Origin of the sequence: Chitinophaga sp., from assembly GCF_039596155.1 — a bacterium.
In the GTDB taxonomy this organism is placed as follows: domain Bacteria; phylum Bacteroidota; class Bacteroidia; order Chitinophagales; family Chitinophagaceae; genus Chitinophaga.
In genome coordinates this window covers 89,557-110,155 of sequence record NZ_JBCNKF010000026.1, presented here as the reverse complement: position 1 = coordinate 110,155, position 20,599 = coordinate 89,557, and the positions used below count along the sequence as shown (strand labels likewise).

At 45.7% G+C, this 20,599-nt stretch carries 15 protein-coding genes; 9 read left to right on the top strand and 6 right to left on the bottom strand.

Annotated features, from left to right (window positions below; translation table 11 throughout):
- Positions 1-125 precede the first annotated feature (125 nt).
- Complete coding sequence (gene prs, locus ABDW33_RS22910; protein WP_343692431.1) at positions 126-1,052, bottom strand: ribose-phosphate diphosphokinase; 927 nt, start codon at positions 1,050-1,052, stop codon at positions 126-128.
- 136 nt (positions 1,053-1,188) lie between these two features.
- On the opposite strand from prs, the gene ABDW33_RS22905 reads away from it, so the two are divergent.
- Positions 1,189-1,956: a hypothetical protein gene (locus ABDW33_RS22905; RefSeq protein ID WP_343692430.1), complete on the top strand. Its 768-nt coding sequence runs from the start codon at positions 1,189-1,191 to the stop codon at positions 1,954-1,956.
- Between the two features lie 114 nt (positions 1,957-2,070).
- Here ABDW33_RS22905 and ABDW33_RS22900 read toward each other — a convergent pair whose 3' ends face one another.
- From ABDW33_RS22900 to ABDW33_RS22890, 3 genes are read right to left on the bottom strand one after another with little or no spacing between them, the layout of a single operon-like run.
- The gene (locus ABDW33_RS22900) at positions 2,071-3,384 is read right to left on the bottom strand and encodes a TolC family protein (RefSeq protein WP_343692429.1); all 1,314 of its coding nucleotides are present in this window, start codon (positions 3,382-3,384) and stop codon (positions 2,071-2,073) included.
- 39 nt (positions 3,385-3,423) lie between these two features.
- The gene (locus ABDW33_RS22895) at positions 3,424-6,552 is read right to left on the bottom strand and encodes an efflux RND transporter permease subunit (protein WP_343692428.1); all 3,129 of its coding nucleotides are present in this window, start codon (positions 6,550-6,552) and stop codon (positions 3,424-3,426) included.
- A gap of 12 nt (positions 6,553-6,564) precedes the next feature.
- Positions 6,565-7,647, bottom strand: coding sequence for an efflux RND transporter periplasmic adaptor subunit (locus tag ABDW33_RS22890; protein WP_343692427.1), 1,083 nt, complete (start codon positions 7,645-7,647; stop codon positions 6,565-6,567).
- Positions 7,648-8,010: 363 nt separating this feature from the next.
- On the opposite strand from ABDW33_RS22890, the gene ABDW33_RS22885 reads away from it, so the two are divergent.
- From ABDW33_RS22885 to rnc, 3 genes are read left to right on the top strand one after another with little or no spacing between them, the layout of a single operon-like run.
- Complete coding sequence (locus ABDW33_RS22885) at positions 8,011-8,247, top strand: acyl carrier protein (RefSeq protein ID WP_012788038.1); 237 nt, start codon at positions 8,011-8,013, stop codon at positions 8,245-8,247.
- 24 nt (positions 8,248-8,271) lie between these two features.
- The gene (fabF, locus tag ABDW33_RS22880; RefSeq protein WP_183289665.1) at positions 8,272-9,525 is read left to right on the top strand and encodes a beta-ketoacyl-ACP synthase II; all 1,254 of its coding nucleotides are present in this window, start codon (positions 8,272-8,274) and stop codon (positions 9,523-9,525) included.
- Between the two features lie 4 nt (positions 9,526-9,529).
- Entirely contained in the window at positions 9,530-10,252 is a 723-nt protein-coding gene (gene rnc / locus ABDW33_RS22875; protein ID WP_343692426.1) for a ribonuclease III, read from the top strand.
- A gap of 12 nt (positions 10,253-10,264) precedes the next feature.
- On the opposite strand, the gene ABDW33_RS22870 is transcribed toward rnc, so the two are convergent.
- Positions 10,265-10,882 (bottom strand): GyrI-like domain-containing protein, encoded by a 618-nt coding sequence (locus ABDW33_RS22870; protein WP_343692425.1) that lies wholly within the window; start codon positions 10,880-10,882, stop codon positions 10,265-10,267.
- A 69-nt stretch (positions 10,883-10,951) separates the two neighbouring features.
- A complete protein-coding gene (locus ABDW33_RS22865) occupies positions 10,952-11,923 on the bottom strand; it encodes a YafY family protein (RefSeq protein ID WP_343692424.1) in 972 nt (323 codons plus the stop codon).
- 592 nt (positions 11,924-12,515) lie between these two features.
- On the opposite strand from ABDW33_RS22865, the gene ABDW33_RS22860 reads away from it, so the two are divergent.
- The 5 genes from ABDW33_RS22860 (at position 12,516) to ABDW33_RS22840 (ending at position 20,534) form a co-directional block, all read left to right on the top strand.
- A complete protein-coding gene (locus ABDW33_RS22860) occupies positions 12,516-13,064 on the top strand; it encodes a sigma-70 family RNA polymerase sigma factor (protein ID WP_343692423.1) in 549 nt (182 codons plus the stop codon).
- Between the two features lie 74 nt (positions 13,065-13,138).
- Entirely contained in the window at positions 13,139-14,203 is a 1,065-nt protein-coding gene (locus ABDW33_RS22855; protein ID WP_343692422.1) for a FecR family protein, read from the top strand.
- A gap of 292 nt (positions 14,204-14,495) precedes the next feature.
- On the top strand, positions 14,496-17,894 hold the full coding sequence (locus ABDW33_RS22850; protein ID WP_343692421.1) for a TonB-dependent receptor: 3,399 nt from the start codon (positions 14,496-14,498) through the stop codon (positions 17,892-17,894).
- Between the two features lie 20 nt (positions 17,895-17,914).
- Complete coding sequence (locus ABDW33_RS22845) at positions 17,915-19,807, top strand: RagB/SusD family nutrient uptake outer membrane protein (protein WP_343692420.1); 1,893 nt, start codon at positions 17,915-17,917, stop codon at positions 19,805-19,807.
- Positions 19,808-19,817: 10 nt separating this feature from the next.
- Positions 19,818-20,534 (top strand): DUF3823 domain-containing protein, encoded by a 717-nt coding sequence (locus ABDW33_RS22840; protein ID WP_343692419.1) that lies wholly within the window; start codon positions 19,818-19,820, stop codon positions 20,532-20,534.
- Positions 20,535-20,599 lie beyond the last annotated feature (65 nt).

Here is a 20,599-nt window from a genome sequence, read left to right as displayed (position 1 = left end):
TATTTCTGTGTGTGTTTGTTGCGCAGCACTACTCTACAGCTCATCCAAGTCTAGGACGCTGTATATCAAACACCTTGCCAACGGAGGGGGTAGTATTTGTGCAGTAGTACTCATGCCGGGTGTGATTACCCGTGTTGTTGGAAGTAATCTACAATAATCTTATCTACTGACTTTACGGTGAGTAATTCATCTTGTATGCTCAATGCATTGGGGTGTGTATCTGCACAGATCACTTTTTTGATGATGCCGCTTTTTTTAATCTTCTCAAATCCTCCACCAGCGAATATTCCATGCGTTGTAATGACAGAGATATTTTTTGCGCCGGCATCGAGGTAAGATTGTGCAGCATGTATAAGTGAGCCACCAGTACGGATCATATCATCATATATGATCACGTTTTTATTTTCTACTTCTGCATTGATACCTGTGATCTGTGTCGTCTCTCCTGAAATACGTTTCTTGAATACAAAAGCAGCTTCTACATTCAGATCATTGGCAAGTGATTCCACCCACTTAGCTCTCCCGGCATCTGTGCTGGCCAGAACGAAGGGTTCTCCTTCACCTAATTCCATTGCAGCCTCTTTGACGAGGTCTTTTCCATATAGATGAACAGGCCTCACGCCACTTTCAAAGTAGTAAGTGATACCATCTACATGGAGGTCCATCAATACGACTTTGTTACCACTGTTAGTAGCGGGCAGGGCCGAAAACAATAATGCCCGGGTTTTGGCTTTTACAATTTCGCCGGATTTTACCGCTCTTTCCATGGTGGAATAACCGAAGAACGGGATCACGAGGTTCAGAGCATGCGCATCGAGCTGGATACAGCCGTGGGCAATGTCGAATAGTTCCAGTGTCTCCTTATCGTCAATGGTACCTCCCAGCACTATGACCTCTTTGCCATGTACCTGGCTCCGGATACGGTGATAATGTTCCCCGTCCGGAAAGTCACGAATTTCCAGTTTCCCTTCCTCCCAATGGGGGGCCAGCGCCAGTATGCGGTTTTTGAGATACTGGTAGCGCTGTGTTGCAAAAATGATCTTCTGAGGCATAGTGTTTGGAATATATGAGGGTTAAAAGTAATTATTTATAAATTAATGGTATGTTTAACAGCCATTAACCCCGATTATTGAACATTAATCTATATTTTTAACGTTTCATTTGCGAGGGGAAATTTATTTTTGAGCGATGCCTAGACGAATTAAAACGCTTTCCATCTGGCTTGGAGCACTATTTTTTTGCCTGTTTTTCTGTCTGCAGCACGTCAGTGCGCAGGTGAGAGTGTCGGGTCTTATTACTGATATTGATAACAGACAGGCAATTCCAAACGTTAGTATTATTAATAAAAAGACGCGATCAGGGGTATTAGGGAGTGAAAGTGGTCGTTTTGAAATTGATGCAATGCCGGGAGATACCCTTGAATTCACGATGTTGACATATGAAAGGAAATTTATAGCAGTTCCGGCTTCGTCTATGTTCATTAATGTGTATATGACGAAAAGGGTAATCACCATACAGGGAGTGGATGTAAGAGGCAGGAATTATGTAAGGGATTCCGCTGCAACGAGACAGGAATATGCGAAATATTTCGGGTATAAGAAGCCCGGGGCGATGGATGTGTTGAAGACGTTACCATCACATCCGATTACGGCACTGACGTACCTGGTACCAAGTAAGCAGCGGAAGAGAAATGAGCATTTTAAAGAGCAGCTGGTTTATTGGGAAAAGGAGAAGTATATTGATAACAGGTATAGTCCGGAGCTGGTGGAGAAGATGACGCATTTGAACGGAAATGAATTGGACAGTTTTATGATGCGGTACAGGCCAGGATACCAGTTTATGCAGGATGCGACAGAATACGATCTGATGTTGTATATAAAGAATAGTTATAGTCAGTATCAGAAAGATAAAGCGGCCGGAACATTGCCACCGGTGAAGAAAGAGGATGAGCAGTAGGGGGATGAAATATGATTTTGCACTTTATTCATTGAATAGCATACAAACTAAAACAGCTTTGCCAAAGGCAAAGCTGTTTTAGTTTTAGGGATGTCTGGATGAGGAAATGCTGTATTATTTTATCAGATCACCGTTTAAGCGGAGTAACTGTGTTTCTGCCAGTTTGATATTATAGCGGGCGTTAATCAACCGGTTGTAGGCATCTTCTAAACTTTGCTGTGCTTCCTTTACTTCGATGGTTGTAGATACCCCTTGTTTAAACCGCTCTAATGCCACCATCGCATTCTCGCGTGCAAGGCCCAGATTTTCCTCTTCCAGGTCGACCGCTGTCTTGTAGTACCCGTAATCTTTGAATGCATTGCTAAGTGCCATATCTACCTTGGTCCGGGTGTTTTCTAATGAGAGCTGCTGATAGCTTACATTAAGCGCCGCATTCTTTACCTGCCTGCGTACATTCAGTCCATTGAAAATGGGAACGGTAGCTGAGAAACCATAATTAAACACGCCATTCTGATTGAATACAGGACTGAATGAATTCGTTGCTGCATTGGAATTCACTTTTGTAAAATTGTATGCTGAATTGAAATTGATAATAGGGAAGTAATCTCCTTTACTTTCCTTCAATTCCAGCTGTGATACATGCAGGTTTTGCCTGGCTACCAGCAAACTGGTATTCCGCTGCAACATTTCCTCCCGCATCTTACCATAGTCGAGGTCTGTGTTTAGCGGGATACTATCCTGCACATCATATTGTGTATTCCCTCCTTCTATAGCCATGTACTGATTCAGGATCACTTTGCCCTGATCAATCACGGTTTGCTGACGAAGGTAAGCGGCTTTCAATGCATTGTAATCTACTTTTGATTGCAGCCAATCCGTTTTCGGTCCTAATCCTGTCTGGAACTTCGCATCTGATAGTTTCACTCTTTCATCTGCAATCGATAACTGTTCTGATAAGTTGTGCAGTTGCTGCTTCCCCTGTACCACTGCATAGTAACTGGCTATTACATTGGCCACAGTGGTAATCAGCGCATCTTTCAATGACGCATCTCCCAGGTCTCTTATTGCCTCCAGTTTTTGCCTGGTAGCAAACATTTTTAAGCCATCGAACAGTGTCCAGGATAAGGTCACATTCCCGGTGAGGTTCTTACTATGAATCCCGCTCGTATCCCGCTTGGAACCATTTACAAACTCCTGCCTGGTACGGGTTGTATTCCACACTCTTGATGCAGTTCCGTTTAATTTTGGTGCAAATGCCCAGTTGGCATAAGCATAATCATTCGCAGCAATGGCGGCGTCATTCTTTGCCAGCCGTATATCATAGTTGTTCTTTAATGCCAGATCTATCGCCTGCTCTACTGTCAGCACCTGTTGTGCAGATACGTGGAGGGCAGATAGCAACAGGCAGAATATGAGGATACGTTTCATGTCATGCATTTATTCAGTCGCGTCAAAAGTTGCTACCAGTTAGTGACTTGTTTTCTTCTGCTCAGCAATATGCAAAGTTCCTTCTCCGTCATCTACTGGTTCAGTTGCCTGTTTTCTTCTGCTCAGGAGTGTATACATCGCAGGGATTACAAATAATGTCAGGATCAGTGAAAACACAATCCCACCCACGATTACAATACCCAGCGGAATGCGGCTTGTAGCGGCTGCCCCCAGCGACATGGCAATCGGCAATGCACCCAGTGCCATTGCAAGACTCGTCATCAATATCGGGCGTAAACGCATTGTCGCCGCTATGATTGCAGCCGGGCCTTTTTCTAATCCTTCATCTCTTTTATGATTCGCAAATTCCACGATGAGGATACCATTCTTCGTCACCAAACCAATCAGCATAATGACCCCGATCTGTGAGAAGATATTCCATGTCTGGCCAAAGATCCATAACGATAGCAGGGCGCCTGCAAATGCCAGCGGCACCGTGAGCATAATGATGAATGGATCGACCCAGCTCTCAAACTGTGCGGCCAATACCAGGTAAATCAACACCAACGCCAGCAACAATGCGAACATGGTATTGGAGCCACTCTCTGCGTAGTCCCTGGATGAACCTGACAATGCTGCATTGTAAGAATCATCGATCACACCCTGCTTTTGCAGGTCATTATAAATACGGTACATGGCATCAATACCATCTCCGATAGTCTTGCCCGGCGCAAGACCCGCAGAGATAGTGGCTGATTTGTAACGGTTGAAGTGATAGATGATAGGCGGACTCGTTTCTTCCTTTATAGATACGACGTTATCTAACTGGATTGCCTCTCCCCTGCTGTTGCGTACATAGAAGTTTTGCAGGTCAGTGGGTTTATCACGACTGCCTCTGAATACCTGTCCCATTACCTGGTACTGCTTACCATTGCGGATGAAATAACCATACCGCACATTGCTCAGTGCCAGCTGTAAAGTTTGAGAGATATCGTCAACAGATACGCCCAGTTCGCTCGCTTTTGCACGGTTGATCTGAATACGCAGCTCCGGTTTGTTGAACTTAAGGTCTACATCCACACCAGAGAAAGTAGGATCATTGTTCGCTTCATCGAGGAAGATGGGCAACACTTTCGACAAACTATCAAAGTTGATATGCTGTAATACAAAAGACACCGGCAATCCTCCACGACGGCCCACCTGTATGGTTTGCTGTTCTATTGCGAATACCTTGCCTTCGGAGAACTTAAACATATTGCGGTTCACCATGTTCACAATCTCCTTCTGTGAACGGGTCCTGTCGTGTGGCTCCGTGAGTACAATATTGGCAAAGCCGCTGTTTACCGCTCCTCCGCCACTAAAGCCGGGTGCCGTTACGGTAAGGATGATATTCTTTTCAGGAATGGAATCGATCATGAATTGGGTGAGGCCATCCATGTATCTTTCCATGTAGTCGAAAGAGGTGCCTTCCGGTGCGGTAATGGAAAGACGGAACTGGCTGCGGTCTTCGATCGGTGCGAGTTCTGCCTGCAGGTTGCGGAAGAGGAGGATAATCATCACCACACAACCCAGCACTATCAGGATAGCGATCCGGTTCACTTTCATGAATCGTTCCAGTGCGCGGTTGTAACCATCTTCCATCCAGGTGAAGAAGGGTTCTGTTTTGGTATAGAACCAGGAATGGGTGTGTTTTTTACGACCCAGTTTTACATTCAATACGGGGGTGAGGGTAAGGGATACAAATGCGGAGATGAGTACAGCGCCTGCTACCACGATCCCAAATTCCCTGAACAGGCGGCCTACGAATCCCTGCAGGAATACGATCGGAAGGAATACGAAAGCGAGGGTGATGCTGGTTGCAATAACGGCAAAGAAGATCTCTTCAGAGCCTTCTTTCGCAGCCTGCATACGCGGCATACCTGCTTCAATTTTCTTATAGATATTTTCAGTGACCACGATACCATCATCTACTACTAATCCTGTTGCCAATACAATAGCCAGGAGGGTCAATATATTAATGGTGAAGCCACATATATACATGATAAAGAATGCCGCAATGAGGGACACGGGAATATCCACCAGCGGACGAAAGGCCATGAGCCAGTCGCGGAAGAAAAGGTAGATGATAAGGATAACCAGTACCAGTGCGATGACGAGTGTTTCTTCTACTTCTTCGATAGACTTGCGGATAAAGCGGGTATTATCGATGGCGATATTCGTACTCAGATCCGGTGGCAGGTCTTTTTTCAGTTGTTCATACCTTTTATAGAATTCATCGGTGATGGCTACATAGTTGGAACCAGGTTGCGGGGTGAGCGCCAGGGCCACCATAGGTACACCGGATTCTTTCAGAATGGTCTCCTCATTTTCAGGGCCTAATACAGCCTGACCGATATCCCTGAAGTGAATGACACTGCTATTTACATTCTTAATGATCAGGTTATTGAAATCTTCTTCGGTATTGAGGCGGCCAAAGGTACGTACCGTTAGTTCGGTGGCATTGCCGGCAATCTTACCGGATGGCAGTTCAACGTTTTCTTTTGCAAGGGCCTGTTGTACATCGGACGGTGTGAGACTATAAGCTGAGAGCCTGGCAGGATCCATCCAGAGGCGCATAGCGTATTTCTTTTCACCGAGGATGCGGATAGAGCTGACACCTGGAATGGTTTGCAGTCTTTCCAGCAGTACGTTGTTGGCATATTCCGTGATCTCCAGCTGATTGCGGGTGCTACTCTGCAAAGTCATGGAGAGGATGTAGTCAGAGTTCGCATCTTCTTTGGACACTACAGGTGGGGCATCGATATCGGGAGGCAGGTTACGGAGTGCCTGCGATACTTTGTCCCGAACGTCGTTGGTAGCGGCCTCCAGGTCGATACCAAGTTCAAATTCCACGGTGATATTGGAGGTACCCTGGCTACTGCTGGACGATATATTTTTGATACCGGCGATCCCGTTGATAGATTTCTCGAGTGGCTCGGTGATCTGTGTTTCAATGATATCAGAGTTAGCACCTGCATAGGAAGTGCGTACGTTAACGATGGGTGGATCTATGGCAGGGAAGTCCCTTACCCCCAGAAAGTTGAAGCCTACAAAGCCAAAGATGACAATGATAATGTTCATCACAATGGCAAATACAGGACGTTTGAGCGATAGAGAGGGAAGGCTCATGGTCTACTTTGTTTAATTGATCTTGTTATACTTCAGTACCATACCAGGTTTGAGTTGCAGCATACCGCTGGTGATCACGGTATCTCCCTGGTGGAGGCCGCCGGTGATCTCTACGTTATCTGCGTCGCGTAGACCGGTTTCAACGACAACGAATTTTGCTTTGCCTTGTTCCGCGATGATCACTTTTTTATCGCGGGTACCTGGAATAACGGCCTGCGATGGGATCATAAGGGCATTGGGCATATTACGGAGAGCGATCTGTACGTTAGCAAAGGCACCGGGCAGTAACTGACCGGGGTTAGGTACGATGGCTCTTAATTTAATAGTGCGGGTAGCGAGGTCGATTTTTGGATCGATAGCATAGATCTGTCCTTTGTAGGGCAGGGAATCGCCCGCTACTTTGAAGGTGACGGCATCGCCTTGTCTAACGACGTTGCGGTACTTTTCCGGAACAGTGAAATCTACCTTCAATGGGTCGATCTGTTGCAGGGTAGTAATAATAGTGGTATTGTTGACGATAGCGCCGAGGCTGATATTGCGCAAGCCGAGGCGGCCATTGAAGGGGGCTCTGAGTTCTGTTTTCTGCAATTGGGTGCGGGTATACTCCATGTCAGCACCATAGGCGCTCACCTGGTTGCGGGTAACGTCTACATCCTGGCGGCTGATACCATTGATCTTCAGGAGGTTTTCCTGTCTTTCGAGGGTAGTTTTCGCCAGTTGTTGCTGTAGTTCCAGTTTGGCCAGCTGAGCTTTAAGGTCTTCATCGTAGATCTTGACGAGGAGGGCACCTTTATTTACCTGGGTACCTTCTTTGAAGAAGAGGCCAGTGACCTTGCCCGTGATTTCGGGCTGGATCTGTACTTCTTCGTTGCTCTGGAGGGTACCGCTGGCATAGATGACTTCGTTCAGGGAAGAGGAATGTACAATAAAGGCGTCTACCAGCAAGGGTTTGTTTCCTTTGCTACCACGTACAGTTTCTTTGTTGGGTGCTGCTTCTTTTTTAGGAGCAGCAAACCTGGTATAGATGATACCAATAATAACTACAGCCAGGATCAGGTAAACGACTGTTTTCAGGTACTTTTTGTTACCAGCCATTTGTTCGCATATTTATGTTGTAGGGGATATTGCCCGGGGCAAATTTAATAAAAGCCCTTGCGGATAGGGTGGTTCATGTGTTAATTAAAGTTAATTGTCATTTAACCGTATATAGGAGGCATAATAGGTGGTTGAATGGCAAATAAGGGCAATATTATATGTATACTTTGAAGCATATACTATGGCAAAAGGGGGTGTTTGCCTGGGAATGGGGGAAATCGAAATATCTGGCTAATCCTTTATGGAGATGGGTTTAGGGGCAATAACACTAAAGTAAATTGGGTAAAATTCGGCTCTGTTCTTGTCAATTCAATAAAAATTATATTTTTGCACTCAAGTTTTAAACCAAAAACACTTAAAATTATGTCAGACATTGCATCAAGAGTTAAAAAGATCATTATTGACAAATTGGGCGTTGACGAAGCTGAGGTAACTCCTGAAGCCTCCTTCACCAACGACCTGGGCGCTGACTCTTTGGATACGGTAGAACTGATCATGGAATTCGAAAAAGAATTCAACATCTCCATTCCTGACGAACAAGCTGAAACTATTACTACTGTTGGCCAGGCAGTTGCTTACCTGGAAGAACATGTAAAATAATCCTACTTAATCAGATTTGTTTTAATGCAACCAAGACGAGTAGTCGTTACAGGTTTAGGCGCACTTACACCGCTCGGCAATTCCGTATCCGAATACTGGAAGGGATTGACGGACGGTGTATCCGGTGCCGGGCCTATTACACAATTTGATGCTTCCAAGTTCAAAACCCGTTTTGCTTGCGAACTGAAGAACTTTGACGCGACCAATTACCTGGACAAGAAGGAGGCCCGTAAGATGGACCCTTTCACGCAGACAGCTGTAATAGCTGCTGACCAGGCTGTGCAAGATGCCGGGATAGACCGTAATTCTGTCGATATGGACAGGGTTGGGGTGATCTGGGGATCTGGTATTGGTGGTATGATCAATTTCTGTCAGGAAATGAAAGATTTTGGTCAGGGCGACGGGACGCCCCGTTTCAGTCCTTTCCTTATAGCCCGGTTAATTATCGACATTGCTGCAGGACACATTTCTATACGACATGGTTTCCGGGGACCTAACTTCTCCGTGGTGTCAGCTTGTGCTTCCGCTACCAATGCCATTATAGAGGCGATGCAATACATCAGGTATGGCAGAGCGGATGTAATGATCACCGGAGGATCCGAGAACGTTATTAACGATGCCTGTGTAGGCGGTTTTAACGCTATGAAGGCCCTATCCGAGCGAAATGATGACCCGGCCACAGCCTCCAGACCCTTTGACCTGAACCGTGATGGTTTCGTAATGGGAGAAGGTGCAGGAGCACTGGTGCTAGAATCCTATGAACATGCGATTGCTAGAGGTGCCAAAATTTATGCTGAACTGGCAGGAGGTGGCGCTACAGCAGATGCCTATCATATCACAGCACCCCATCCAGAGGGATTAGGCGCTATGAACGTAATGCGAATGGCCCTGTTAGACGCTGGAATGCAACCCAATGCAATTGACTACATTAACGTACACGGTACTTCTACTCCTCTCGGAGACATTGCCGAAGTAAAAGCGATCCAACAGGTGTTTGGTGAAGATGCATATCGATTGAATATCAGCTCCACCAAATCTATGACCGGACATTTACTCGGTGCTGCCGGTGCAATTGAGTCGATTGCTGCTATCATGTCTGTCATACATGGTATTATTCCTCCTACCATTAATCATTTTACGGACGATCCTGAACTGGACTCCAAATTAAATTTTACCTTTAACGTCGCACAACATAGAGAAGTAAACGCTGCATTAAGTAATACCTTCGGTTTTGGAGGGCATAATGCATCCGTGATTTTCAAAAAATTTGTTGCTTGATTGTGTGAAATTACTGCCAGGATTTTTATATCGATTTGTATCCGGTAAGAGAACTCTCTACAAGGATCTGTATAACCTGCTGGGCTTTGCCCCGGGCAATTTCTCATTGTATGAGGTAGCCCTGAGCCATCGCTCGAGCAAGGAGAAGTTTCTTGAGAGCAATGAGCGGCTGGAGTACCTGGGTGATGCCATCCTTGGGGCTATTATCGGCGATTACCTCTTCAAGAAATATCCTTATAAGACAGAAGGCTATCTCACCGAAATGCGGTCCAAGATTGTGAACCGCCAGCAGCTTAATGATATTGCTATCAAAATGGGCCTGCGTAAGCTGACCATTTATGATAAGTACAATAGCTTTCTGAAGATTTCCCAGATCTTTGGTAATACCCTCGAAGCATTGGTCGGCGCTGTATACCTCGACAAAGGTTATAACCGCACCAAACAGTTTGTGCATCAACGCATCATCATGCCTTATATCGATCTTGAATTGCTTGAAAGTGTGGAAATGAACCACAAAAACAAGCTGTATGGATGGGCGAATAAGCACGGCAAAACCCTGGAGTTCGACCTGCTGGAAGAACAGATGGACAATGGCCGCCGCATCTTTACTGTGGGCGCAGTAGTAGATGGGGAGCTCATTTGCAGTGGTAAGGCTTTCAATAAGAAAGATGCCAGCCAGATTGCTGCACAGCAGGCGATAGAGCTGCTGGGGCTGGGAGAAAAATAACCCGTTTCCGTATCATTTTACCGGTTGTCTTAATATCGTTCTTAGTTTTTCCGGCGCAGTTTTGCGTGGGTCACTGAGGTATATCTCATGGTGCCGGCCATTCCAGGTCAGGCCTTTTTCCTCCATAAAGTCATGTAAGATCTGTAGTGATACCGGTTCGGTAGCATAAGGACCTGTGTGCAATATTTGTACACTCTGCCCTTCGGCCAGGGTTTGAAGATAGACCTGGTTGAAGTGTGGCACAGGTTTTTTCTGGTAGGTCTTTTTAAGGATGGCCTTGACGTCATTCTTGTTGATAAAGTCGGGCATGCGGATGAGGAGCTGCCAATGCCATTGGTCGCGGGGTACCTGCATGACTTCACTAAAATCTTTATAGTTTTCCACATCGGCTACCCACCACAGACCTTCGAGTTTGCAGACAACGAAGTCCAGTTCCATTTTCTTGTAGTGCATTTTGATGCCATAGGCGGCAGTATACAGGGCCTGGGTACAGGCAGCAAAGTGTTCGCCGTTAGGGTCACCATGCCCTTCGATAGAGAGGTAATGGCCCGGAGGTACGAAAAGCAGCGCCGGTTTGCCGGTAGCAGTATAGAGTTCTTTATAGGCTTTGGTAAGGTCGAGTTTGGACATGAGCATTATGTTAATAATGCAAAGGAAAGCGCGCCTTGTGACAACCTTATGTCAGTAGCATTATATTTATCAGATCGCTCCCTGATCTGACAGATAATGGTCGTGCAATTCTTTGGCAAGTACCCGCATCGTCCCCTTCAACTCTTCCGGACCAATAATCTCCACTTCTTTTCCTACTGTCAGTACCCATCTTCCAAACCATTCGAGGTGAGAAGTCAGGAAAGTCATCTCTACCCACTCCCCTACTACCTGTTCCTCCATCAATCCGTAATAAAACCGCAGATTGCCCAACTTTTTTGCCATTCCGGCCGTAAACCGCAACTTAACTACATGTGGGTAAGCAGCCGGCTCCGCATATTTCTCCATGTATTCTTTCAACGAAATGTGCCTGTCTCTGTCGTAAGATACCTCAGTGACGGTGAGATTCCTGATGCGGTCCATCCTGAAGTTCCGGTAAGCATGCCGTAACCTGCACCAGGCAATGAGGTACCAGTACCCCATCATATAGATTATCCCGATCGGCTCTATCTCTCTTTGAGTCAGGGTTTCGCTGTGCAGGGCAAAGTAATCCAGCCTGAGCATCAGGTGTTTGCCCAGTGCATATTGGATATCTGAGAGGAAACGGTTAGGAAACTCACTATCCGCTGGTGGTCTCCGTGAAACAACCGCAATATTCTCTTCCAGCGATTCCAGAAAATCTTTCTCACTACTTCGCAGTACTGCCCTGATCTTCTGCATAGCATTGCCGAATTGTTTGCGGTTAGAGTGATCGCTGAGCTGAGCCATCAGCTTCTCCCCTGTGAGGAGGGCTGCGGCCTCCTCCCTGTTGAACATCACCGGTGGCAGGTGATATCCTTCTACCAGGTAATAGCCCGTACCGGCTTCCGCACCTACGGGTACCCCGGCTTCCTGCAGTGCTCGTACATCACGATATACAGTCCTGAGGCTGATTTGAAAGCGTTCAGCTATCTCAGCAGCTTTTACAATTTTTTTTCCCTGCAATTGAATAAGTATGGCAGAAAGGCGGTCTATCCTGTTCATAGCAGGTAATTTAGAAATAAATTGAAAAAAAATTTGAAACCCGTTAAACTTCGGATATTAATCACCGTCTTATATACAGAAAATATTTGAGAGCGACACTTTAGAGAAACGAATTGAAGTATAGATAGCAATAAAGTCTAAGCCTCTGAAAAATATTTAAAATTTTGATGCTACAGTACAGAATATAGGTTAAATGGTAAGTCCCTGCAATTTTTTGCGGGGACCTTTTTTTTACAGTAGATCTTGCCGCAAAAACCAATTGATTCACCCATCTGATACTGTGCTTAGCTTGTTTATAACCAACGCATTTGCCCCTCCATATTATTTATAATCATTAACTTATGATTAACAGATTTGAAGGAGATTCATTCTAATTTTGATGCCAAGCAAAATTCAAATGAGTTTTTTTAATGGTTAATTTGGGGAGGGCCTGATATTTATCAGGCCCCATTTTTTTGGGTCTGACTCATACCAGGATAAGCAATGATTCGTAAATGATTTTTATAGTTCGTAGTTTAGTCCCCGCAGCCAGTGAGAATGGACTGGTGAATAATACTATTACTACAGGTGATACTTTTTTAAATCAGGTAAATTGGGGTCCGGAAACAGCCATCAGTCATTCATAGCAGAAGAGGTACTGTGGAATGCCTTCAGACAGGACGATGAACAGGCCTTTAGTGAGATGTACAGGCGTTTTGTTGCTGTATTATACAACTATGGTTACCACCTTGCGGGCGATGCTGCACAGGTGCAGGATGCTATGCAGGATCTGTTTGCCGATCTCTGGCGTACGAGGCATAATCTCTCCGCAACGACTTCCGTGAAATATTATCTTTTCAGGTCATTGAGAAGGCGTTTGCACCGTTTATCCGATGCAAAGGCGGCTCAGGTGCTGGATTGGTCATTGCAGGAAGAGGCGTCGGCAGAAGATCTGCGTATTATGGATGAAGAAGACCTGTTGAAACAACTTCGGTTGCAGAAAGCCATGCACCAATTGCCAGTCAGGCAACAGGAGGCCATCCGTCTCCGCTTCTACGATAATTTTAGTTGGGAGGAGATTGCCGGTATTATGGGTGTAAATGAACAATCTGTTCGTAACCTGGTACAGCGTGCAGTGGTCAAATTGCGCGAGTTGTTGTAGTGCCGGAAAATTATTTTAAAAAAACTTTCGCTTAAGTGAGTTAAAACGCCTCTTCCCCCTCTTTATTACTATACATGGATTACTCAAAATTCGATATTGCCGATTTCATTGCCGACGACAACTTTGTTGCCTGGGTAAAGAATGGCGAAAATGCGGGCCATTGGGAATCTGTTGTGCGGAATTATCCTGAACAGCGTACGGCCATATTGCAGGCACGCACCATTATACAGGCCGCTTCACAGCTTCCTGCATTTGGGCTGAAGGGCGAGGTCGATGCTGCCATCTGGCAGAATATCCGTGAAAAAATGGACGAGCCGCAAAGGCAAGTCAGGAATTTACGTCCCTGGTATATGGCGGCGGCAGTACTCGTTTTATTGGTTGCCTCTGCTATCATGTGGTTCACTATGAACAAAACGGATCATAGTGTCTATCATGAATTGGTGGCAAAAGCTGCTACCAGGAAGAATGCCTTCGCTGAGTGCATTAACGAAGGAAAGAAACCTGAAACGGTCAGCCTGCCCGATGGTAGTTCTGTAGTGCTGCAACCCGGTGCAAGAATCAGTTATTCCACCTGCCTCGCCGGCAAGTGCCCTAGACAAGTGTACCTTTCCGGCGCTGCGTTTTTTGAAGTAAAAAGAAACATTGAACCTTTTGTAGTATATGCCAACGAAATGGTGATCAACGTACTGGGTACCTCATTTATGGTGAGTGCTTATGACGAAGATACCCTGGTAAGTGTGGCTGTAAAAACAGGAAAGATAGCCATTGCCATACAACCAAAAGAGAACGATGCCCGGGTAAATTTATCTGCACATCAGCAGGCGGTACTTACACGTTCCAATCATGCGTTGGATGTATTGCCAATGAATATTGCAGCTCCTGCCCTGCCAACTGTTACGGCATTGTATTCGTTTGTATTTGCAGATGCCCCTGCAGATAGTGTGTTTAACCTGCTGGAAAAAGCCTATGGTGTACAAATCAACTATGACAAGACCCTGATGGCCGGCTGTAGATTGACAGCGTCCCTGGATGACGAACCACTCAAGGAAAAATTGAAACTTATCTGCCAGGCACTGGAAGCTACCTGTACGATCGAAGGAGACAAAATTACTGTAACAACCAAAGGATGTCATCAATAGTGTTCACGTACGCGTAGCTAATAAGGAATGTAGAGATTCCCCCGTTGATACACTATTCCACGAAATACGTTATTGAGAACAAAAAAATTACACTGATACTTATGCTTTACATCACGTAATGAAAAAGCCAGCGGTATGGCCGTACCACTGGCTGAAAAAATAATACTCTTGCGGCACCGCCTTATACCCGCTCCACTGGGATAAGACGCCCTTTCTATTTCCCATTACTAACAGGAACACAATTCAAGTTATGAAAAAAAGACTACGAATCCATGATTTAATCTTTATGGTTATGCGTACATGCTTTTACCAGCTGCTAATTGCCACGTTATGTACCGGTCTCGCTTTTGCAAAGTCCACCGAGGCCCAGGAAATTCTCACCAAGCCCGTATCTATCGACGTCCGTCAACAGTCAGTTGACCAGGTGTTGTCTAAAATTGAAAAGGCTGCAGATGTGAAATTTCTCTATTCTTCCACGCTCATCAGCGCTTCCCGGAAAGTCAACCTGGAAGCTAAACAGGAGCCCCTGGGAAAGGTACTGGACAAATTACTCGCTCCATTGCAACTCTCCTATCACGTCGATGGCCGGCAAATTGTACTCAATCGATTACGCAAGGTAGAAGATTTTACCTATGCTGCCGATGCAGTGGTGCGTATTACAGGTAAAGTGGTAGACGAGAAAGGCACACCACTACCCGGTGTAAATGTAAAACTCAAAGTAGGCAATGCCGGCAGTGTTACAGATGCGGGTGGTAACTTCGCTTTCAATGTACCTGAACTCTCAGGCACCCTTGTATTCTCTTATGTAGGATATACTTCCCGGGAAGTAGAGATCAACGGGAACAGCGTAATCAATGTAACACTGGAGCCTTCTTCCACTTCACTGAGCGATGTGGTGATCGTAGGTTATGGTACGCAAAAGAAAGAATCCCTCACAGGTGCAATCGCCGCTATCAGCGCCAAGGATCTGGGCGATGTGCACGCAGGCTCCACTGTAAGTACCGTACTGGCAGGTAAACTGCCTGGTGTTACCTTCCGCATGTCCGACTCTCGTCCGGGTGCGAGTGCTTCTATTCAGATCCGCAACATGGGCGATCCGTTGTATGTAATTGATGGTATCCAGCAGGATGCTACCCAGTTTAACAATATCGCCCCAAACGATATCGAAACTATCACTGTACTGAAAGACGCTTCTGCTGCTATTTATGGTATGCGTGCTGCGAACGGTGTAGTAGTAGTAACCACCAAGAGAGGTAAACTGAACAGCCGCAATACGATCAACCTGGCTGCTTATACCGGCTGGCAAAACTGGACCCGCTTCCCTAAAGGTGTAAACGCTTACCAATGGATGGCTGGTAAAGCAGATGCTGAAATGAACCAGTACGGCTCTACCACCATTACCCCCGCAGAACTGGAGAAATGGAAAGCCGGTACTGAACCTGGTTACAAGAGCTTTGACTGGTACAAATTCATCGTAAAAGACAATGCTCCCCTGACCAACCTGAACCTGAACTTCAGTGGTGGTTCTGACAGGATCAACTACTACGTATCAGCTACTCACCTCAAACAATATTCTGTATTGGGCAGAGAATTTACTTTTGAACGTACCAACATTCAGAGTAATATCGAAGCGAAAGTATCTGACAACTTCAAGATCGGAGCTCAGATCAATGGTCGCGTGGAAACCAGGGACCAGCCAGGAGTACCAGGTACTGATGACTACTGGGAAGCACGTTTCGCTATCCTGCGGAACACCCCCATAGAACGCCCTTATGCCAACGATAATCCCAATTATCCTAACAACATCGGTCATAATACAGAAAACTGGGCATTGCAGAATAAGAAGTTGTCCGGCTACTGGCATGAAGACTGGCGGGTGTTACAGACTAACCTGACCGCAGAATACAAATTCCCGATCGATGGTCTGAGTGCAAAAGGGCTGTTCTCCTATTACTACGCAAACAGGATTATGAATGGTCACGAGTACACCTATAATGTGTATACTTATGATCCTAATACCGACTCTTATAATGTATCTGGTGGCAGCTCTAACCCGTGGAGAGAAAGAGATAACCACACCAACCTGTCTCCTACCATTCAGTTACAACTGAACTATGCACATGCTTTTGGTAAGCATAACATAGGCGGTACGGTAGTAGCAGAAAGGATCAAAAGAAGGGAGATCGACAACTGGCTGCATGCTGTTCCGACTACCAACGATCTGCCACTGATCTACTTCAGTACAATGGATACATATAATGATTACGACTCTACTACTGCACGCCTGGGGTATATCGGCCGTTTTACTTATAACTATGATAACAGGTATTACCTCGAAGTTTCTGCAAGAAGAGATGCCTCCTGGAAGTTTGCACCTAACAAACGCTGGGGAACATTTCCCGCTATGCAGGCTGGCTGGCGTATCAGCGAAGAGCAATTCTTCCAGCACCTGGTAGGAGGTAAGAGAATACTAAGTGAACTGAAACTGAGAGGTTCTTATGGTAAACTGGGTGATGATGCAATTCCGTTGACCGCATATGATTATCTCTCCGGTTATAATTATAACTCTTCTACCGTAATCCTGGATGGCAAATCGGTAATAGGTTCTGCTTATAAAGGGGTACCTATTAATAATATCTCCTGGTATGTAAGTAAAACATTGGACTTCGGTGCTGATTATGGTTTTCTTGATAATAAGATCAGTGGCGCTGTAGACTATTTCAAGAGGAAAAGGACAGGTTTACTGGGTACAAAATATGATATCCTTGTACCGAGCGAACTGGGTTATACGCTACCTTACGAAAATGTAAAGAGCGACCTGGTATCTGGTGCTGAATTCTCTGTCAACTACCAGGGCCAGATTAAGAAAGTACGTTTCACAGTAGGGGCTAACTTCTCTTATGCCCGCGCAAAAAACCTGAAAAGCTATAAACCGGTATTCCTGAACTCCATCGATCACTATCGTAATTCTCAGGAGAACCGCTACAGCAATACCTTTTGGGGATATAACGTAATTGGGCAATTCCAGTCACAGGATCAGATCAACAACTATAACGTAAACATCGACGGGGCGGGAAACAAAACATTATTACCAGGTGATCTCATTTATAAAGATTGGAATGGAGATGGTGTGATCAACGACCTGGATGCACGTCCTATAGGATGGGGTACAGGCAAGAACCCAATTATGAACGGTGGTTTCAACTTTACCCTGGCATATAGCAATTTCGACTTCAGAGCTGATTTCTCCGCAGGTACCGGTTACTCTTTCAACCGCAAATGGGAAATGCGTATTCCCTATACCAACCAGGGCAACCTGTTGGCCGAGTTCTACAATGATCGCTGGCACAGAGAAGATCCATATGATGTAAACAGCAAGTGGATTCCGGGTAAGTATCCTGCACTACGTTTCAACAATGGAAGCCACAGCAATTACAATGTAGACTCCGACTTCTGGCTGAAGAACGTTCACTACATCAGGGCGCGCACACTGGAACTGGGCTACACTATTCCCAAACACATCCTCGCAAAAGCCAAAATTGAACGTTTCCGTGCCTATATCAACGCTTATAACCTGTTCTCTATCGACAATCTGCGTAAAACAGGTATAGACGCTGAAGTCGCTGATGATAACGGTCTGACTTATCCACAAAGTAAGTATGTGAATATTGGTTTTGACCTTTCCTTTTGATCCTTTAATACAGCAATTAGATGAGAAAATATCTGTTAATCATATCAGCAGCCCTTGTGTTTGTATTGGGTTGTAAAAAGGATGCTGACTTCCTGCAAACTGATCCTTCCAATGTGCTGACAGACGAAGCCGTGTGGAAAAGTGAAAGCCTGGTATTGTCAGTACTGGCTGACCTCTATAACCGTTATGTAGATCAGCAGACCATTACCAATTGGGTGGAGTATACGAATTTTGACGAAGCATTCCCCTCTCAGGCCAGCGAATACTGGCGTGTACAGCAGATTAACTATCCTTATGAATGGTGGTCTCTGTGGGATTATGGGCAGATGCGTGATCTGAACCTGTTTATTCAGAAGTGTTCCGCTGCCACTGCATTAGGTGAAGAAGCACGTACCCGTTTCCTCGGGGAAGCCCGCTTCCTGCGTGCGGCACTATACTTTGAAGAAGTAAAACGCATGGGTGGAGTTCCGCTGATCACGGAGCCGATGACTTACGACTTTAGTGGCGATCCTACCTACCTGCAACATGCAAGAGCAAAGGAATCTGAAGTGTATGACTTTGTGATTGCAGAAATGGATACGATCAAAACGATGTTACCTGATAACGCAGGTATACAGTCAAGAGCGACCAAAGGTGTAGCATTGGCCTTGCAGGCAAGAGCTGCCTTATATGCAGCGTCTATTGCAAAATATGGAGCCGGTACACCATCCGTAGCTACTGCAGGTGGCGAAGTAGGCATCCCTGCTGATAAAGCAATTGGTTATTACCAGAAGGCACTGGCTGCTGCACAGGAAATTATCAACGGTGGTAAATATGCGTTGTACCAGAAGAAAGCAGAAGATCTGCAGGACAACTTTGCAGCAACTTTTTATGATAAATCAAACAACCCGGAAGTCATCTTCGCACAGGATTTCAAATTGAAAAGCGGAAAGGTACAGGGATGGACGATCACGAACCAACCATGGTCTTCAGCCGAAGAACAACAGGGGGGTCGTGTAAATCCTTCCCTTAACCTCGCTGAGCAGTTTGAAAAGCTGGACAATACGTACGCACCATTTGCCACGAATGCCGGCAGTGACTACATTTACTACGATCATCCGGGCGATATTTTCGCCGGCAGGGATGCGAGATTAGGGGGTACGATCATGTTGCCTGGTTCTAAATTCAAAGGCAAAGACCTTGACATATGGGCCGGTATCATGTACTGGAATAATGGTGCTTACAGCATAATCAGCGGTGATACTTATGGTGAGATTGGTAATATCCCAGGCGGGCCGACAGGCGTACAGGTAGTAGGTACTGATGGCCCGATCGATGGTAAAGAATATTCCGCACAGACTGGTTTCCTGGTACGTAAGTTCATGGATCCTGCAACAGGTTCCGGTCAGCTGGGTACACAAAGTGAAGTATGGTGGGTACGCTACCGTTATGCCGAGGTATTGCTGAATGCAGCAGAAGCAGCATTTGAACTGGGGCAGCCAGCTGTAGCTGCCGGTTATATGAACACTGTTCGCGCAAGAGCTGGCCTGACAACTCCGCTGGCTGCTGCCGATATCACCTTCGACAGGATCGTGCATGAGAGAAAGGTAGAACTGGCATTTGAAGGCCACGAATTGTTTGACAACAAACGCTGGCGCCTGGCACACAAAGTATGGAATGGCGAAAGTATCAGTGCAGCGGAAGTTGTAGCCAACATCGGCAAAGCTGATAAAGTGAATACGCAGATTTACGGTCTGTGGCCATATAAGATTTACAATCCCGGTAGTGCGAATAATGGCAAGTATGTGTTCAAAGTAGTAAAATCCGCTAACGTAACAGCTGCACATCGCTTCAACCTGGGTAACTATTACTCTTCTATCTCTGCGGATATATTGAGTAACAATCCTAAGCTGGTAAAGAATCCTAATCAGTAAAATGAAAATTATGTTTCGTAGAAAATATATCACCGGGCTATTGATTGCCATGACTGCATTCGCTTGCAGGAAGGATAATTATGACGAACCAAAAACTACTTTCCAGGGTAGCATTACTTACCAGGGTGAAGCCATCAATGTAGCTTCGCTGGCAGTCTATTTTGAACTGTGGGAACCCGGCTGGGGTAAGAGCGGCGCAATTGCCGTGCAGGTAAAAGAAGATGGTTCTTTCTCTTCCCTCCTCTTCAACGGCCATTACAAGCTGATCATTCCTGCCGGCCAGGGACCATTCAGATCAGTGATTAACAATGCTACCAATACCGATACGATTCCATTGAATCTGTCTGGCAATACCACCATGAACATCGAGGTAATGCCATACTATATGATCCGTAACCAGCAGATTGCCCGGAGTGGTACTAATGCTACTGCTACTTTCAAATTGGAACAGATCATTACAGATGCCAATGCAAGAAGTGTTGAAAACGTGTATCTTTATCTGAACCAGACAGCCATCGTAGACCAGAGCAACTATGTAGCAAGGACTGCGGTAGCCGGTGGGAGTATCACGGATCTGAACAACGTGTCTATGTCCGTAGCTATCCCTGCTTCTATGTCATCAGTAGGTACCACCGGTGTGCAGAACTATGCATATGCAAGAGTCGGTGTAAAGATTGCCGGCGTGGAAGATCTGCTCTATTCACCAATAGTAAAAGTTGAACTTTAATATTTATAGTCAGTGGACCGCTGCGTGCAATGAAATTGCAGGCAGCGGTTTTTTTAATTCTTGTA

What these genes read in the sequence shown, in the direction of transcription:
- prs (WP_343692431.1), bottom strand. Translation starts at nt 1,052, where the DNA reads ATGCCTCAGAAGATCATTTTTGCAACACAGCGCTACCAGTATCTCAAA.
- ABDW33_RS22905 (WP_343692430.1), top strand. Translation starts at nt 1,189, where the DNA reads ATGCCTAGACGAATTAAAACGCTTTCCATCTGGCTTGGAGCACTATTT.
- ABDW33_RS22900 (WP_343692429.1), bottom strand. Translation starts at nt 3,384, where the DNA reads ATGAAACGTATCCTCATATTCTGCCTGTTGCTATCTGCCCTCCACGTA.
- ABDW33_RS22895 (WP_343692428.1), bottom strand. Translation starts at nt 6,552, where the DNA reads ATGAGCCTTCCCTCTCTATCGCTCAAACGTCCTGTATTTGCCATTGTG.
- ABDW33_RS22890 (WP_343692427.1), bottom strand. Translation starts at nt 7,647, where the DNA reads ATGGCTGGTAACAAAAAGTACCTGAAAACAGTCGTTTACCTGATCCTG.
- ABDW33_RS22885 (WP_012788038.1), top strand. Translation starts at nt 8,011, where the DNA reads ATGTCAGACATTGCATCAAGAGTTAAAAAGATCATTATTGACAAATTG.
- fabF (WP_183289665.1), top strand. Translation starts at nt 8,272, where the DNA reads ATGCAACCAAGACGAGTAGTCGTTACAGGTTTAGGCGCACTTACACCG.
- ABDW33_RS22870 (WP_343692425.1), bottom strand. Translation starts at nt 10,882, where the DNA reads ATGTCCAAACTCGACCTTACCAAAGCCTATAAAGAACTCTATACTGCT.
- ABDW33_RS22865 (WP_343692424.1), bottom strand. Translation starts at nt 11,923, where the DNA reads ATGAACAGGATAGACCGCCTTTCTGCCATACTTATTCAATTGCAGGGA.
- ABDW33_RS22855 (WP_343692422.1), top strand. Translation starts at nt 13,139, where the DNA reads ATGGATTACTCAAAATTCGATATTGCCGATTTCATTGCCGACGACAAC.
- ABDW33_RS22850 (WP_343692421.1), top strand. Translation starts at nt 14,496, where the DNA reads ATGCGTACATGCTTTTACCAGCTGCTAATTGCCACGTTATGTACCGGT.
- ABDW33_RS22845 (WP_343692420.1), top strand. Translation starts at nt 17,915, where the DNA reads ATGAGAAAATATCTGTTAATCATATCAGCAGCCCTTGTGTTTGTATTG.
- ABDW33_RS22840 (WP_343692419.1), top strand. Translation starts at nt 19,818, where the DNA reads ATGTTTCGTAGAAAATATATCACCGGGCTATTGATTGCCATGACTGCA.